The organism is Streptomyces sp. URMC 124, from assembly GCF_051386455.1.
Lineage (GTDB): Bacteria > Actinomycetota > Actinomycetes > Streptomycetales > Streptomycetaceae > Streptomyces.
In genome coordinates, this window is record NZ_JBPQTS010000043.1 from 13,886 (window position 1) to 29,113 (window position 15,228).

Annotated in this window: 12 protein-coding genes, 1 tRNA gene and 1 pseudogene; 4 read left to right on the plus strand and 10 right to left on the minus strand. The window is 69.7% G+C overall.

Annotated elements, in window-relative coordinates:
- Positions 1-531 precede the first annotated feature (531 nt).
- From ACSNOG_RS12040 to ACSNOG_RS12050, 3 genes are all read right to left on the minus strand, one after another.
- Positions 532-1,587 (minus strand): YeiH family protein, encoded by a 1,056-nt coding sequence (locus ACSNOG_RS12040; RefSeq protein WP_436752598.1) that lies wholly within the window; start codon positions 1,585-1,587, stop codon positions 532-534.
- Positions 1,587-2,156 carry a cysteine dioxygenase gene (locus ACSNOG_RS12045; RefSeq protein ID WP_436752599.1) on the minus strand — a complete coding sequence of 190 codons (570 nt, stop codon included), beginning with the start codon at positions 2,154-2,156 and terminating at the stop codon, positions 1,587-1,589. The genes ACSNOG_RS12040 and ACSNOG_RS12045 overlap by 1 nt, the downstream gene beginning before the upstream one ends.
- Positions 2,157-2,268: 112 nt before the next feature.
- Entirely contained in the window at positions 2,269-3,174 is a 906-nt protein-coding gene (locus ACSNOG_RS12050; protein ID WP_436752600.1) for a LysR family transcriptional regulator, read from the minus strand.
- A gap of 97 nt (positions 3,175-3,271) precedes the next feature.
- Between ACSNOG_RS12050 and ACSNOG_RS12055 the strand changes: the two genes are divergently transcribed.
- Together ACSNOG_RS12055 and ACSNOG_RS12060 are read left to right on the plus strand one after the other, a co-directional pair.
- The gene (locus ACSNOG_RS12055; protein WP_436752601.1) at positions 3,272-4,171 is read left to right on the plus strand and encodes an alpha/beta fold hydrolase; all 900 of its coding nucleotides are present in this window, start codon (positions 3,272-3,274) and stop codon (positions 4,169-4,171) included.
- An 89-nt stretch (positions 4,172-4,260) separates the two neighbouring features.
- Positions 4,261-4,332, plus strand: a tRNA-Cys gene (locus ACSNOG_RS12060).
- A 30-nt stretch (positions 4,333-4,362) separates the two neighbouring features.
- On the opposite strand, the gene ACSNOG_RS12065 is transcribed toward ACSNOG_RS12060, so the two are convergent.
- On the minus strand, positions 4,363-4,824 hold the full coding sequence (locus tag ACSNOG_RS12065; RefSeq protein WP_436752602.1) for a hypothetical protein: 462 nt from the start codon (positions 4,822-4,824) through the stop codon (positions 4,363-4,365).
- Positions 4,825-4,930: 106 nt separating this feature from the next.
- On the opposite strand from ACSNOG_RS12065, the gene ACSNOG_RS12070 reads away from it, so the two are divergent.
- Positions 4,931-5,347: a hypothetical protein gene (locus ACSNOG_RS12070; protein WP_436752603.1), complete on the plus strand. Its 417-nt coding sequence runs from the start codon at positions 4,931-4,933 to the stop codon at positions 5,345-5,347.
- Between the two features lie 18 nt (positions 5,348-5,365).
- On the opposite strand, the pseudogene ACSNOG_RS12075 reads toward ACSNOG_RS12070, so the two are convergent.
- Positions 5,366-5,617 (minus strand): annotated as a pseudogene (locus ACSNOG_RS12075) (UTRA domain-containing protein); the annotation flags it as partial.
- A gap of 404 nt (positions 5,618-6,021) precedes the next feature.
- On the opposite strand from ACSNOG_RS12075, the gene ACSNOG_RS12080 reads away from it, so the two are divergent.
- Positions 6,022-6,363, plus strand: a complete 342-nt coding sequence (locus ACSNOG_RS12080; RefSeq protein ID WP_436752604.1) for a hypothetical protein — start codon at positions 6,022-6,024, stop codon at positions 6,361-6,363.
- A 57-nt stretch (positions 6,364-6,420) separates the two neighbouring features.
- Here the strand turns inward: ACSNOG_RS12080 and ACSNOG_RS12085 are convergent, their stop codons facing one another.
- The 5 genes from ACSNOG_RS12085 to ACSNOG_RS12105 all read right to left on the minus strand — a co-directional run bounded on the left by ACSNOG_RS12085 (position 6,421) and on the right by ACSNOG_RS12105 (position 15,165).
- Complete coding sequence (locus tag ACSNOG_RS12085) at positions 6,421-6,891, minus strand: hypothetical protein (RefSeq protein ID WP_436752605.1); 471 nt, start codon at positions 6,889-6,891, stop codon at positions 6,421-6,423.
- 7 nt (positions 6,892-6,898) lie between these two features.
- The gene (locus ACSNOG_RS12090; protein WP_436752619.1) at positions 6,899-11,203 is read right to left on the minus strand and encodes a DUF6531 domain-containing protein; all 4,305 of its coding nucleotides are present in this window, start codon (positions 11,201-11,203) and stop codon (positions 6,899-6,901) included.
- 38 nt (positions 11,204-11,241) lie between these two features.
- Positions 11,242-11,619, minus strand: coding sequence for a WXG100 family type VII secretion target (locus ACSNOG_RS12095; RefSeq protein WP_436752606.1), 378 nt, complete (start codon positions 11,617-11,619; stop codon positions 11,242-11,244).
- A 177-nt stretch (positions 11,620-11,796) separates the two neighbouring features.
- On the minus strand, positions 11,797-12,975 hold the full coding sequence (gene mycP, locus ACSNOG_RS12100; protein ID WP_436752607.1) for a type VII secretion-associated serine protease mycosin: 1,179 nt from the start codon (positions 12,973-12,975) through the stop codon (positions 11,797-11,799).
- A 1,692-nt stretch (positions 12,976-14,667) separates the two neighbouring features.
- Positions 14,668-15,165: a hypothetical protein gene (locus tag ACSNOG_RS12105; protein ID WP_436752608.1), complete on the minus strand. Its 498-nt coding sequence runs from the start codon at positions 15,163-15,165 to the stop codon at positions 14,668-14,670.
- Positions 15,166-15,228 lie beyond the last annotated feature (63 nt).

Sequence of the window (15,228 nt, forward strand, 5' to 3'; positions counted from 1 at the left end):
ACGGACGGAGTCCGCTTCCGGCGCCTGCCGGGGGAACGAGATCGCGTCGGACTTGCGTCGTAGGCGGGGGCCCCGCCGGGGGGCTCCCGGCCCCTGGGGGCGAAGCCCGAGGCGGGCTCGGAGCGGCGGCCCCGGGGAGGCCCTGCCTCTCTTGGCCCGAGGCGCGGGAATGCCCGCCGCCCTTCTCGGGCCGAAGCCCGCAAATACCCTCCGCCGCGACGGCGCGCAGCCCCCGCGGCGAGGGTCCGGCGGAATCCGCACGGACCGCCACCACGGCGAAGCCACAGCCGCGGCGAAGCCGTCACCGCACGCGGCGCGGACCCGTACCCCGCTCCTTGGGCCGAGGCCCGAAAACGCCCCCTGCCCCCTCCCCTGGGCCGAGGCCCGGACATACCCCCGCCGCGACGGCGCGCAACCCCCACGCCGAGGGTCCGGCGGAATCCGTACCGGCCGCCACCGAGGCGAAGCCACAGCCGCACGCGCAGCGGCCTCGTACACCCCTGCCCGTCGGGCAAAGCACACGACCCCGCATCAGGTCGTGAGCAGCACACCCCCGTACGACGCCCCCGCGATCACGACCCACGAGCACAGCCCGAGCGCCGCGACGCGCCCGCCCGTGCGGACCAGCGACGGCAGGTGGACGGCGCTGCCGAGGCCGAAGAGGGCCGCGGCGAGGAGCAGCTCCTGGGCGTGCGCGGCGAGGTCCAGGCCGGTGGCCGGCACCCAGCCGGTGGTGCGGACGACGACCATGGCGAGGAAGCCGAGGACGAACAGGGGCACGAGCGGGGGCCGCTTGCCCGAGGCCTTCACCGGGCCGCGGCGCCGCCTGCGCACGGACACGGCCACCGCGGCGACGAGCGGCGCGAGCAGCGCCACCCGCATCAGTTTGACCAGCACGGCGTCGGTCAGCGCCGCGGGCCCGGCGGTCTGCGCCGTGGCCACGACCTGGCCGACGTCGTGGACGCCCGCGCCGACCCAGCGGCCGAACTGCGCGTCGTCCAGCCCGAGGGGGTGGTGCAGGAGCGGCAGGACGGCGATGGCGAGGGTGCCGCACAGGGTCACCAGGGCGACGGAGGTGGCCACGTCCTCCTCGTCGCTGCCGGAGACCTCGCTGACCGCGCCGATCGCCGAGGCGCCGCAGATCGAGTAGCCGGTGGCGATGAGCAGGGGTTGGTCGCCGCGGAGCCCCAGCCGGCGCCCGAGCCAGAGCGTGCCGGCGAAGGTGGCCGCCACCACGGCGATCACCATGGCGACGGTGGCCCAGCCGAGGCCGAGCACGTCGTCCAGGCCGAGCTTGAGCCCGAGCAGGACGACGCCGATCCGCATGAGCCGCTTGCCGGCCAGGGTGAGGCCGGGCCGGGCGGCGCCGCGCACCCAGGTCCGTACGCCGGGTGCGTGGGCGGCGGCGATGCCGAGGACGACGGCGGCGGTGAGCATGGGGACGGCGGGCACGAGCAGGTGCACGACCCAGGCGACGGCCACTCCGGCGGCGGCCGTGGCGAGGCCGGGGAGCGCGCCGGGCGCGGTACGGGGCGGCGCGCCGGCGGCCGGGCTGTTCGTGCGCGTGCGTGCGGTGGTGAGTGCCATCAGTTTTCGTCGGCCGGGAGGTCGTAGACGCGCCGCACGCTGGAGCCCAGGCGGGAGATGTCGGCGCCGTAGATGTGGAGGGAGATCGCCTTGGTCGTACAGGCGTTGCGGACGCGGTGGATGTCGCCGGGCGGCGCGAAGCCGCACACGTCCCCCTGGTGGTTGACGACGTCCTCGGTCGCGACGAGGCGGGCGGTCGTGCCGTCGGGCACGAGCCGGTAGCGGCGCTCGCTCTCGGTGCCCTCGTGGACGCCGGTGACGCACCAGGAGACGTGGTCGTGGACGGACGTCTGCTGGCCGGGCATCCACACGAGGGCGACGACGGAGAAGCTGCCGTCGTGCTCGGCGTGCAGGATGTGCTGCCGGTAGTGGTCGGGGTCGCCCTCGCGCTGTTCGGCGGTGAGCAGGTCGTCGGCGCCGAGGTGGGCGGCGAGCCGCTCGCCGACGATGTAGGCCGTCGTGTCGGGCGGCAGGCCACGGCCTACGGCTTCCCGGACCTCGTCGACGAGCCGGGCGAGGCGCGCGGTCGTCGGGACTGCGGTCGTCGGAGCTGCGGTGGGAGTGGTCATGAGTGCAGGGTCGAGGCGGGCGGAGGGACGGGTCCAACGACAGTTCTTTGGCCGGAGCCCAAAGAACGCTTATGAGTTGGGCGCGCCAAGGGTGCGGATGCTGTGACTCCGGTCAGCAGCCGACGCGCCGGGCCGCCACCGCCTTGAGCTCGTCCAGGACGAGCGCGGTGGCCGGAATCCGCAGGTGGTCGCGCAGCGCGTACGCCGAGACCTGGCGGCGCGAGGCCGGATCGAGCGCCCGCCCCGTGATCCGGTCGTGGCGCATGAAGGACAGCACCAGCCCCGGCATCATCGCGATGCCGAGGCCCTCGGCGACCAGCGACTGCACGACGAGGTTGTCGTCGGTGGTGAAGGCGATGTCGGGGGCGAAGCCGACCTCGGCGCACTCGTGGAGGAAGTTGGTGCGGCAGCGCAGGCAGCCGGCGATCCAGCGCTCTTCGGAGAGGTCGGCGAGCTGGACGGCGCGGCGGCGCGCGAGGGGGTGCCCTATGGGCATGAGGACCGTCAGCTGGTCCTCCATGAGCGGTATCTCCACCAGTTCCTCGGGGACCTGTTCGTGCAGGCCGGGATAGGTGAAGGCGAGGGTGATGTCGCACTCGCCGCGCACGAGGCGGCGGATCGAGTCGGGCGGCTCGCCCTCGAGGAGCTCGACCCGGATGCCGGGGTGGTCGGCGGCGAGCCGGGCCAGCGCCTCCGGTATCAGCGTGGCGCTCGCGCTGGGGAAGGCGCAGACCCTGACCCGTCCGGCGCGCAGCCGGGTCAGCGAACTCATCTGCTGCTGCGCGGCCGTGAGGCTGTCGAGGATGGTCTCGGCGTGCCGGGCGAGCGCCTCGCCGGCCTCGGTCAGGCGCATGCGGCGGCCGACGCGGGTGAACAGCGGGGTGCCGACGGAGCGCTCCAGCGCCTTCATCTGCTGGGTGATCGCGGGCTGGGTGTAGCCGAGCACGCGGGCGGCCGCGGAGTACGAACCGGCCGTGACCACCGCGTGGAACGTCTTGATGTGCCGCGAGTCGAACACGCCGGAATCATAAGCGGAATTTGGGATAGAGGGGTGAGTGGCGAGGGGTAGCTTCTGGATCAGCGGAATGAGCGAACAGATGGGGCAAGCTGGACTTATGCCGCAATACACATCTTACGACGGAGTGGAACTCAGCTACCGGGTCCTGGAGGGCCCGCAGCCGGGGGCGCCGCTGCTGTGCCTGGCGGGCGGCCCCGGCAGGGACGCCGCCTACCTCGGCGACCTCGGCGGACTGGACGCCCACCGCACCCTCGTCATCCCCGACAGCCGCGGCACGGGCGCCTCGCCGCCCTCCCCCGACCCCGACGGCTACGCCTTCCCGGCCCTCGCCGAGGACCTCGAATCCCTGCGCGCGCACCTGGGCCTGGAGGCCTTCGCCCTCCTCGCCCACGACGCGGCGTGCGCGACGGCCCAGGCGTACGCGGCCCTCTACGGCCACCGCCTCACCCGGCTGGTCCTCGTCACCCCCGGCTCCCGCCTCCAGGGGCGGCTGCCGGACGACGCGGTGGAGATCTTCGAGTCACGGGCGGAGGAGGACTGGTGGCCGGACGCGTACGTGGCCGTCCACACCCTCCCGACGACCGCCGACATGAACGAGATCCGCAACCTGCTCACGCGTGCGGCCCCCATGGGCTACGGCCGCTGGGAAGCCCCCCAGCGCGCCCACGCGGCCACCGAACCGGACCAGCTCGGCCCCGTCCCCCGCGCCGGCTTCTGGCAGGGCGTCGACGACCCGGCCCGCACCGCCCTCCTGGACCGCCTCCCCGGCCTGAAATGCCCGGTCCTCGTCATCACCGGCGACCGCGACGCCCTGGCCGGCCTGCGCGCGGGCGAACTGGTGGCCGGCTCCTTCCGCACGGCCTCGGTCCGGACCCTCCACGGCGTGGGCCACTACCCCTGGGTGGACGAACCGGACCTCTTCCGCCCGGTCGTGGAATCCTTCCTGACGAGGGGCCACGACCCGGAGGCGCACGAGGGCGACGGCGGGGCCGCGTGAACACGGCATGGCGGTCACATTGCAGGACCGCCGCCACCGTTGATGCCCCGGGCAGCCGTCCCCTACGTTGAACTCGCTGAGCACAACTTGGCCGTGTGCCCGAGTGGTTGAGGGACTCGCCTGCAAAGCGAGTTACGCCGGTTCGATTCCGGTCACGGCCTCTGACGCCCGGCGTTCTGCTGCCGCCGCCGCTAACCGGCGGAGCAGAGCCCGTCATCCGGGCAGAACATCACCCAGGTGAAGTTGTAGCCGGACTGCACGGTGACGGGATTCGGCACGGGACCGAAGTTGACGTACGACCCCGGGTCGGCCGTGGCGGTGAAGGTGACCGTCGTTCCGACCTCGAAGCTCGCGGTACAAGCACCGGTCGGATCCGGCTGCGGCTCACCACTCCCGTACGGGTCCCACGCCTCCTGGTGACAATTGATCCCGGCGGGCTGACTGGTGATGGTGCCCCCGCCCCAGCCGTCGCTGACCCACGCGGACAACTGAGCGGTGGGCTGAACCTGGACCTGAACCCGAACCGGTTGAACGGTGGACTGAGCCTGAACCGGACCGACGGAAACGATCGCGGCGGCCGTGACGAATGCGGTGACGACTCCGGAAGTGCGGGTGGCGCGCCAGGCGCCCTTTCTGTTCTTCCTCACACTCATGGAAGACTCCTAGGATCGAGCCGTTCGGATCGAGCCGTTTCGCCCCCTACGACCAGCCTATTTGCCCCCGCGGGGACCTGCGAACGGGGAAAGACAGGAACTGCCGATGAAGAACGGCCACCGTGGCTTGCTGGGCCTGACGACGTTCCTCGTGGCCGGCCAGACGCTGATGATCGGGCTGTACAGCTTCTTGTTCGCCCCGATGTACTTCCAGGGGGTGGACCCCGAGGACGAGGAATCCGCAGGCGGCGCCCCCGAGACCGCCCTCGCATGGACGGCGGCCGCCATGGCCGTAGGGCTCGCCGCCGTAGCGGCGAACACCTGGAGCGTCCGCCGCATGACCCGCGCCGTCCGGGACCGCTCCTCCGCGGCGCGCAGTCTGACGACGGCAATTGCGGTGCAGGTGATGGTGGTTGCGGGCGCCGTAAGACTCGCCTGGCTCCCGGCCGTCGCGGCGTCCCTGGCCGTGCTGCTGCCGCTCCTGCTCTGCCGGACCCTCGACCGCAGAACGTTCGGCGCCTGAACGCTTACTGAGCAGCCTTCACGACCCGAACGACACGTCGTAGACGATCTCGCACAGGGCGGTCGGCACGACAATGTCCGCCGTCTCGACGGCCCGGCCGTCGGCGCTGTAGTACGTACGCTGGATCCGCGTCACCAGCGCACCCTTCCGAATGCCGAGGAGGCTGACCTCCTCGGCATCCGCATACCCGGGCTCGGGCCGCTCCGCGGCGCGGGCGACCTTGATCCCGACCTCGGCCATGCGCCGCATTGGTAGACGGTGAGCATGGGGGTAGAGGTGCAGCTTCGAGCTAGCCCGTAAACCTTGCACGCCCTGCGCGCACGGCGGTGGAGGAACACGTTGTGCCTTCGTTTTCAGGACCGCATCGACGCCATCGCCGCACGCCTGGCCGCAGCCGGATACGTCCCGCGGGTCATCGGCCAAGGGAGCCGTGCACACATCGAGACGGAGGTACGAGAGGAACCGAAGGGGCGTCAGGAGCGAGAGGGGACACCGTCAGCCGGGCCGACCGCACACCGCCCCTCATGGCATCAGAACCTGATCCACGCCTAGGGGACGAGCCTGGTCCGCCTGTACCTGCTGACCGAGGGAGAACAGGCCCGCCTACGACTCCAGCCGCGCTGGCAACCCCTCACGACCGAGCGGCACCGACGACCGATGGCGGAGGCCGGTCGATGATCGCGAGCTCCGCCACGCACACCTTCACGTCCGTCAAAGTCACCAGCGACACCATGGAGCCGGGAGACGTCATCGCGATCGGCAACGTGCCGTTCAGGGTGCTGGACGTGACGAAGGTAGGCCGCATGAAGGCCGTGCGCTTCCAGTCCGGCGAACTGATCTACCTCCACCCGGCGATCCGAACTCTCCGCCGTACGAGCCATCCCAACCCAGAACACGCCCCAAAACCACCCGCACTAAAGGCTGCAAACAGCCCGGCCGGGGCGACCTGGCCGAGCACAGCCACCAAGGATGACCTGAAACGCTCAAGGCCTGAGCCTCACCTTCAGCAGAGCTGAGTGCCCTCACACCCCTACCGCCTTTCTTTGCGGTTGCCTCCGCGCACACGACCAGGCTCAGTAGTAATTAGCGTCAGCGACCAAAACCGACTCGAAGTAAAGAGGGAGACCGTCCTCAGGGTCGCACTCAACCTCGTGAGCCGCCTCACGGGTGAATGCGAGCGTCAAGCCTCCAACCGTCGGATACTCCGGTTCAGACACATCAATTTCGTACCCTTGCGCCGCCAGCCGACGCAGAACTTCTCGCGCCGGCGTACGGAAGACATCCAGTTCCCCCAGAAGCACCCGGACATCCGCATCACCTGCCGAGCGCCACACCTCGACTGCAGTAACGGACTCACCGCCTTCGAGATGCACTACTACCTGGAAGTCCTGGTTCACCGCAATCACTTTCACGCTCGAAGTGTGCGCAAATGGACCGGAGACCTTCACCTCTCCCCAAGTGGCAGCCATATGACGCGCCTCGCCCAGCGACATCCCGATCTGCACCGGAGCAACACCGTGAGGCGGCGCCAGCCGAATATCCATCACTTCCTCATTTCAGCAGGTTGTAGTCGATCGTCCAGCCGTTATCGCGAAGCAGCGCCTGCAATCCCGCATTTTCCTTGAGTGTAGCCACCATATCCGCTATATGTTGGTCATACTTATTTCCGAAGCGTGCCCTGATGTCGTCAATGTCCATCTTCATGGCCTCATCGAACCGCCCCTGGTCGATAAGGTTACGTTGAGCCTTCTGCCAGGCGCGCGCCTCACGGCTACTTCCCGTGCTGCCGACTTCCCTGTGGTCCGGTTTATCCATCCGAATGGCTGGGCCCATGTGTTCAGTGAGAGTCTTGAGGTGCTTGTAGGCAGACTTGGCAGGGATGTGGTTGATCTCGTTATGGTCTCGCGCGGGCTGAAGCCGTCCGTACCAGCCACCTCGATCGGTACAAGGAGCAAGGCCAAGCGGGTCTGACTCGGTGTACGGCTGTAGGACGTAGGCGTGCGGGTCCGGAGAGGGGCCAAGGCCGAGAGGGTCTGCAGACGCGAAGCGGGCCCATTCCGGATCGTAGTAGCGGAAGTAGTTGTAGTGCAGGCCCGTTTCTTCGTCCGCGTACTGGCCCGGGAAGCGGAGGGGGCAGTCCAGGCCCCCTTCTGTCGCGGGGGCCGGGAGGTGGGTGCCCCAAAGGGTCGTTCGGTGTTGCCAGGACAGTTCTCCGGACGGGGTGATCAGCTCCAGTGGGGTGCCGATCGCGTCCGTGATGACGGCGTGGAAGCGGGTGCCGACTTCGCGGTCCGGCTTGTCCGCGAATTCCTCTATCAGGGACTTGCCCGCTGAGCGGACCAGGCGCGTGTGGTCCGTCTGTGTCAGGGGGCGGTGCGTGCCGGGGGCGTAGTCCCAGGTTGTCACTCGGCCGTCGGCGGTGGACTGCTCTGCCAGGCGCGTGCCGTCCCAGGAGAAGAGCGTTTCCTCGGTCGGCTCTCCGCCGTCGGCCGGGACGCGCCGCTTCGATATTCGGCGGCCCAGTGGGTCGTACGCGTACCGCCAGCGCTCGCCCTCCGGCGTCACCGCCTCCCGGAGGCGGTCTTCCGCGTCCCAGGTGTATGTCCACGTGTGCGTTTGGCCGTTGAGGAGCTTGCGGGCCTTGCGGGTGAGGCGGCCCTGGGCGTCGTGTTCGTACGTCGTACGGCCCGCGCGGCGGATCAGGGTGCCTTCGACGTCGCGCTCGCCCGGGGCGCCGTGTGCCGGAGCCTCGGCGAGCGTGACATTGCCCGCCGCGTCGTACGCGTACCGCTCCGTCCAGCCGTACGCGTTGACCGCCGTGACGCGCCCCGTCGCCGTGAGGTCGAAGCGTCGTGTCCCGGAGGTGAGTTCGCGGATCTCGGTGAGGTAGCCGTCGGGGCGGTAGGCGTATGCGCGGTGCTGGAGAAGGCGCTCCGCGCCGCGGACCGCCTGCGTGGTGAGGCGGTCTGCCGTGTCCCATTGCTGGGTGAGCACCGCGCCTTCGCCCAGACGGCGTTCCGTTTCGCGGCCGGCCGCGTCGTAGGTGAACGTCAGCCCGCCCGCGTCGCCGCGAAGCGCCGTCGGGCGGCCCGCCGCGTCGTACGTCCATTCCGAGGTGAGCCCGGACGGGGTGGCGCGGCGCGTCCGGCGGCCCAGCGCGTCGTACGCGTACGTGACCGTTCTGCCGCTCACCGTCTCCGACAGCACGCGGCCGAGCGCGTCCCGCTCGTAGACGATCTCCGCGTCCACGTTCACCGCACGAGCTAGGTGCCCTGCCGCGTCGTAGGTGAAGGTCGACACCGCCTCGGTGTCGTCCGCGTGCTGTTCCGTCGCGCGGCCCAGCAGGTCGCGGGTGAAGCGGAGGGTTTCGCCGGCGCCGTTCGTACGGGCGGCCAGGCCGCCTGCCGCATCGTGCGCGTACGTCAGGGTCCGGCCGTTGAAGTCCGTCTCGGAGGTGATGCGGCCCGCCGCGTCGTAGGCGTACGTCCACGTCAGACCTTGCGGGTTCGTCACGCCCGTCAGCCGTAGTTCCGTGTCGTACGTGAAGGCGTACGTCGCGCCGTCGGGGTCCGTGCGGGTGGCGGGGAGGTCGAAGTGGCCAGGGGTGTGGCGGGTGGTGTTGCCTGCGGGGTCGGTGTGGGTGAGGAGGTTGCCTTCGCCGTCCCAGGTCCACGCCTCGACGGTGCCGTCCGGGTACTCGCGGCGGCCGGGCCGGCCCTCCGGCGTCCACGCCGTACGCGTGATACGCCCCAGCGGGTCCGTGACCTCGGCGACGCGCCCGAAGGAATCCCGGCGGGCCGCCGTGCGGTAGCCGAGCGGGTCCGTGAGGGTCACGGGTAGCCCGGCCGCGTCACAGGTGACGTGAGAGGTGTGACCGAGGGCGTCGGTCACGGCGGACAGATGGCCGAGTTCGTCGTAGCTGTAGCGCGTCTCCGCGCCCAGCGGGTCCGTGGTCGCGAGGAGGTTGCCGCGCGCGTCGTAGGCGTGGCGCCACGTCGCGCCGCCCGGTTCCGTGAGCTCCGTCGGCCTGCACAGGCCGTCGTAAGTCGCCGAGGCCGCCGAACCGTCCGGCAGGGTGACCCGGGAGAGGTTTCCCGCGTCGTCGTACGCGTAGCGGGTGGCGCGGCCCAGCGGGTCCGTCACCGACAGGCGGCTCGTGGCCGTGGCGTCCCAGGTGGTGACGGTCGTGTGGCCGAGTGCGTCCGTCTCCTGCGTGACCAGGGCGTCCGCGTTGTAGCGGTAGGTGCGTTCGTGGCCCAGGGAGTCCGTGACCGTCGTCGTACGGGTCGCGGCATCGTACGACAGCGAGCCGGAGAGGAAGCCGCCGGTGCCGTCGGTACGGATCACGCGGCCTCGGGCGTCGTACGTGTACCCGTACGTCGTGTCGTTGCGGTCGGTCCAGGAGGTTATTCGGCCTTCGGCGTCGTAAGTGAAACGCAGGGGCTTGCCGCTGGAGTTGGTGACCTCCGTCAGGTTGCCCGCGTCGTCGTAGCCGTAGCGGATCAGGGTCGTGCCGCGGCCGGGGGCGTGGGCCGGCTCGTACGGGGACGGGGGCTCGTCGAGGAGGCGCAGCCCCGTGACACGTGCACCCGCCGACCCGACGACGGCCGTCTCCACTGCCACGTAGTAACCGCCCGAGTGACGGATCGCGGTGGGCGTGCCGGTGGCGGTGCGCTCGATGTCGATGCGGGCGCCGTTGCGGTCCTCCACGGACAGCAGCGGCAGCTGGAGGAGCGCCGGCTCCTCGGTCGGGGCCACGCCTCCGAAGGTGCGGGTGGTCCCTGACTGCGGGTCGGTGATGGTCATCAGGCCGCCGGGTGCGCCGTCCCAGGTCAGGGGGCGGCGCGGGCCCTTGAGCGGCAGGACCGGCTCGCCGGGCAGCGGCACCGGGTAGACCAGGCGCATGCCGTCGGCCGCCGCGTAGACGACGCCGTCCGCATCGATCTGGACGCGCTCGTCGAAGGTGGATGCCCAGGTCGGGCCGAACCAGGCGCCCTCCCGGTACGAGGAGATGTGGGTGCGTTCGACGAGGAGGGGCAGAGCGCCGGGGAGGGCGACATCCGTGGCCGGCAGGAGCATCGCGCCGGTGGCGACGTCGATGGGGTCCAGGGCGCACTCGATGTTGACCGGGAGGCGGGCGGCCTGGGCGAGTTCGATGTCGAGGGGGCGGATGCCGCTGAAGAGGTTGCGGTAGCTGCCCGCGGTGCCGGCGTTCTTCGCGATGCTGCCGAAGCCGCCGAACATGCCGCCGTAGAGCATGCCGTCATTGGCGGCCGTGCCGGCTTCGGTCAGGTTGATGCCCTCCTGCCGGCCCTGCGCGATCTTGATGGGCTGGGCGACCGCCAGGTTGACCGTGACCGACTCCAGGCCGCCGAACGCCGCGGCGGCCAGCGTCACGCCCGCAACCTCGGCCACCGTCGTGGACACGACGATGCCGAGGGCGGCGCCGGCTTCGACGATCGCCGTCGCGGCAGTGGCGGCGGGACCGGCGAGGGCGCCGCCGGTCGCCACGGCGATCGTGACGGCGGCGCCCAGGACGACGAGATCCTCGATGATCTTGTCCCAGAGGTCGTCCATCGCCTTGTCGATGGCGTGGGCAAGTTTCTCCAGCCCGTCGGCCATCTTCTTCGCCGAGTCGGCGAGGTCGTGCAGCCAGCCGTCCTCCGAGCCCTTGGCATAGCGGTGCCAGAACACCTCGAAGGCCTCGATCGCCTCACCCTTGTTGTTGTGGATGAGGGAGGTGGCCTGGTTGTTGACGGGCGTGCGGATCGTCTCGACCTTGCCGGCGAAGGTCCGCCAGGCCTTGGCCGCCTTGCGGAGCTTGTCCGCGTCGCCATCGGGCCAGTACAGGCCCATGTAGTCGACCAGGAAGTTCTGGACCTTGTGCTTGACGCTCACTTGCCGCTGCCGCCGCCCTTGGCGCCCTTCTTCGAGAACATCGCAGCGATCAGCTTGTCGTTCTCGATGTGGCCGTCGGACATGTCGACCATCGCCTCGTGAATGCTCGCGAGGCCGGCGACGAGGATCTTGGTCGAGTTCTCGATCTGAGTGCGCTTGGGCTGGTACGAGTCGCCGAAGGCCTTCCCCTGGTCGTCCGCGCCCCAGGGCGAGCCGAGGGCGTCGAGCGTCGCCGTCAGCTCCGACAGTGCTTCGCCGAGCTTGCCGCTCTGCTCACTGAAGGTGGGCGCCGCGGACTTCAAGTCCGCGGTCTTGATGTCCAGGATCTTGCCGTCGCCGGCGCCACCGCCACCGCCACTCGGGCTGCCGCCCATTGCCGCCTCCCCCACCCACCGAGGTACGGCGCCTGTCGTTCACGGGACACCTGTCGCCCCGTCACCTGGCCTTTGGTGGCGCCGAGTCCACATAATCGCACGCAGGTTCCGTGGATGCGCTTTCGACACCCTGCCGTGGGCGCGCGCCTGCCGACGCCGTTCCGGAGCGGGCCGGCTTCAGACCGCGGGGCCGCCTCGGGTGGTGGCGGCGGCATTGCGGCGACGGGCGAGAAGGGCCGGCGTGGCGACGGCCGCCCCGACGAGGACCGCCGCGCCGGCGCCGACGGCGATCCACTTGGTCGGGCTGCCCTCCTGCTTTGCCGAGGCTTCCGTGCCGGAATGCTTCGACATGCTGTCGGCGGTGTCCTGGCCGTCACCGCCCTTGACGCCCGGCGAAGACGCCGGGCCCGGCAGCGGGTTCACATCGGCGGGGCCGGGGTCGCCCGGGTCCTTCAGGGCGATACGGGGACGAACGGCGCCGTAGCCGACGTAGTCGTTACGCTTTTCAGCCGTTCCGGTGCCGCCGGCGGTGTTGATGAGGACGCGGGTTACCTGGTTGGCGGTCCAGGTGGGGTGGACGGACCAGATTAGGGCGGCGGAGGCGGAGGCGAGGGCGGTGGCTCCGCTTGTGCCATTGCCTTTGCAGACTCCGGTGCCGCCTGGGCAGGCCGAAATCACGTCTACTCCAGGCGCGGACAGGTCCACCTGCGCACCATGCTGCGACCAATCCGCAGTGGAGCCCTCTTGATTGAGCCCGGCCACGCCAATGACGCCTGGGTAGGCAGCTGGATACTCCGCCGCATTACTCTTGTCACCGGAGTTACCAACCGCAGCAAAGATCAATTTTCCTCTGCTCAGGGCATAGGCGATGGCCTTCTCTGCCTCGTTGCTCCGACGGGGGCTACCTAGCGAGATATTGATGACCTTTGCATCAGACTCCGCAGCGTAGTGGAGCGCGTCGACCATCGCCCTATCCTGGTCTAGCAAATCCTTCTTCGATTCCAGACGAACGGGAAGGACTTTCACACCAGGAGCAAGACCGTAGGCTCCCGTGGAGCTACCCTTTCTTCCCGTCCCGGCAATGAGGGCTGCCATGCTGCTGCCATGGCCATCGGTGTCGGTTCGCGCGTCGCCCGGCTGCTTTGAGAAGTTCTTCCCTTCAAGTACTTGCCCCTGCAGGTCGGGGAGGCCTTCATCAACACCGCTGTCGATTACCGCCACCGTCACCCCGGCGCCGGTGCTCTCCTCCCACATTTCTTCCGCATGCATGGCGTCGAGATGCCACTGGCGGGAGCGAATGGTATCGGCTTGAGCTGGCGAGGCCGATACCACGACGAGCGAGGCGAAAACAGCCACGGCCGCTCTCTCACATGCCCTGTGTACGGCACGGGCACTGCGCATGAACTTATCCCCTACTCAATGACCGGCGGCATCACTGGCTTGCTGCCCTGATTCCAGGTTTCCTCGTCCTCGACCAGATAGTCGGGGCGTCGACCTCCGGCCCGCCGTTCCGAAGGGGCACCACCAACACCAGCCGGGGGCATCAATCCGCCCAGCATGCTGGGCTTGGATGACGAATTACTTCGACTCTCGCCAGCGAGACCGCCTCGGACCAGGCCGGTGCCCCCAGGGGTAAAGGCCGTACTACCGCCTCTGCCCGGGATCTGCTCCGGCCGACCCCCAGCAACTCCGCCGGGCTCCGTCGCCCTGGCTCGACCAGCGCCACGGCTCGGGCTGCCCGTCGCAGGCCCAGGCGCCCCGCCGAAGCTCGCGCCCGGGACCATGGGAGCCCGCGCTTGGCCCTGCCGCTGAGGTGACTCCGCACCGAAGGCCGAGACCCGCCCAGGGGGCTGACTCGGCCCGGACGTCCCCCGCGGCGTGGGGCGACCGCCAACAACCCCGTCGCGCGGCATGTTCGGCAACCGGGTCTCTGGACGACGGCTGGTGCCAGTTCCGGACCCCGGCAACGGGACTCTGAGTACTGACCGTCCATCTCGCTCAGGGAACGACCCGCCTGGACGGGCACCCGACTCAGGGCGCCGATCAGGACCCGACCAACCAGGCACAGGAACGTGCGGCATGGGAACCTGTGGCCTCCCGGCATCCGGCGGAGCGACCGGAGGCCGGTCCGGCTGCGGAACGGGCACGCGGGGTGGCGCATCGACACCCCCCGAGAGGTCCAGCTCCGGCCGTCGAACGAGCCGTTCCGCAGGCCTAGGCAGTGGCGAGCCACCGCCAGCGCTACCGGCGGAGACACCGCCCGCGTAGCCTGCTGGCAAAGCCGCCCGAGCCGCTTCATCAGACGACGGTCCGTCGGAACCTCTGCCGGGCAGGTCTACATGCTCAAGGTCGCCCAATCCGGGGTCCTTGCGACCTGGCATAACTTTGTCCGGCATAGGCCGAAAGTTGGGCCTATCCGCCCGCAAAAGCTGCGTCCCCGTCTGGTCGTACGACTCCGCCAGCGCCTTCATCAGCGCAGCCGCCGCCTTGTGGTTCTCCCTCAGCCGCTCCTGGGCGTCGTACGCCTGCTTATGCGTGGGGCTGTCCAGGGGGCTGTCGGGTTTGAGGCCCTGCATCCACGGTGGGGGGACCTCCTTCAGGGGGACGGTCTGCTTTTTCAGCCACGCGTCGACCGTGGCCTTGTCCTCGGGTGAGTACTTCGGCATTCGCCTCGCGCCGCCGAGGTCCGTGGACGCGTAGCCCATCCACTCGTTGACCTTCTTGACGTAGTCGCCGAGCCGGATGGTCTCGTTGGCCATGGAGTAGCCCCACTTGCGGAAGGCCTCGCCGGCTTCGCCCGACCAGACGACGCCTTCCATGTGCTTCTTGAGGTCGTCTCCGAGTTTCTTGATGGCCTGGGCCGCGCCGTTGAGCTGGCGGCTGATGGCGGTGACCCGGTGCTGGTCCGCGTGCTCGACCATCGCCTGCAGCTTCTCGTGCGGAATCTCGTAGAAGTCCTGGGCAGGGGTGCATACGGGCGGTTGCCGGGGGTCCTTGGCGCTTCTGGTCGGGGTCGGGTCAGCCATGGGATGTGCGTCCTTACCTCGTCTAGAAGGTGGAGGAGTGTGCGTTCGAGCCGCCGCCCTGCCGCAGACTCGTGCGCTCGCCCGTCCGCGACGTGTGCGGCTGCGGCTGCAGTTCCCGGGCCGGCTCCGCGAAGGGATCCAGCTTCGGGTCGTACTGCCGCTGCACCCGTTCGTGGATCGCCCAGAGTTTGTCGCGTTCTTCGGCATCCGTGTTGGTGTAGCCGCCGTGGGCTTCCAGGATGGCGGCGGAGAGGACCGTGATCTGGTCGTTGAGGAGTTGGGCGAGGGTGACCAGGTCCGTGTGGACGTCGCGGTAGACGCTGTAGAGGGCTTCTGCAGCGTGGAAGTTCTCGCCCAAGTGGGCCTGGGTCAGCCCGGTTTCGGCTACCTTGCCCGGCGCGCCGTCGGACTCGTCGAGCGTTCTCAGGAGCTCGTCCACCCGGCCCTTGAATTTTTTGAGGGAGGACAGTTCGGCGGCCAGGCCGCCCTGCGGTCCCGTCCCCGGACCCTGCTCGGTCACGTGCGCCCCTCCACTGGCTTCCCCACCGTCAACCACCCGCCGTCACATGTAACTTCACGCTAC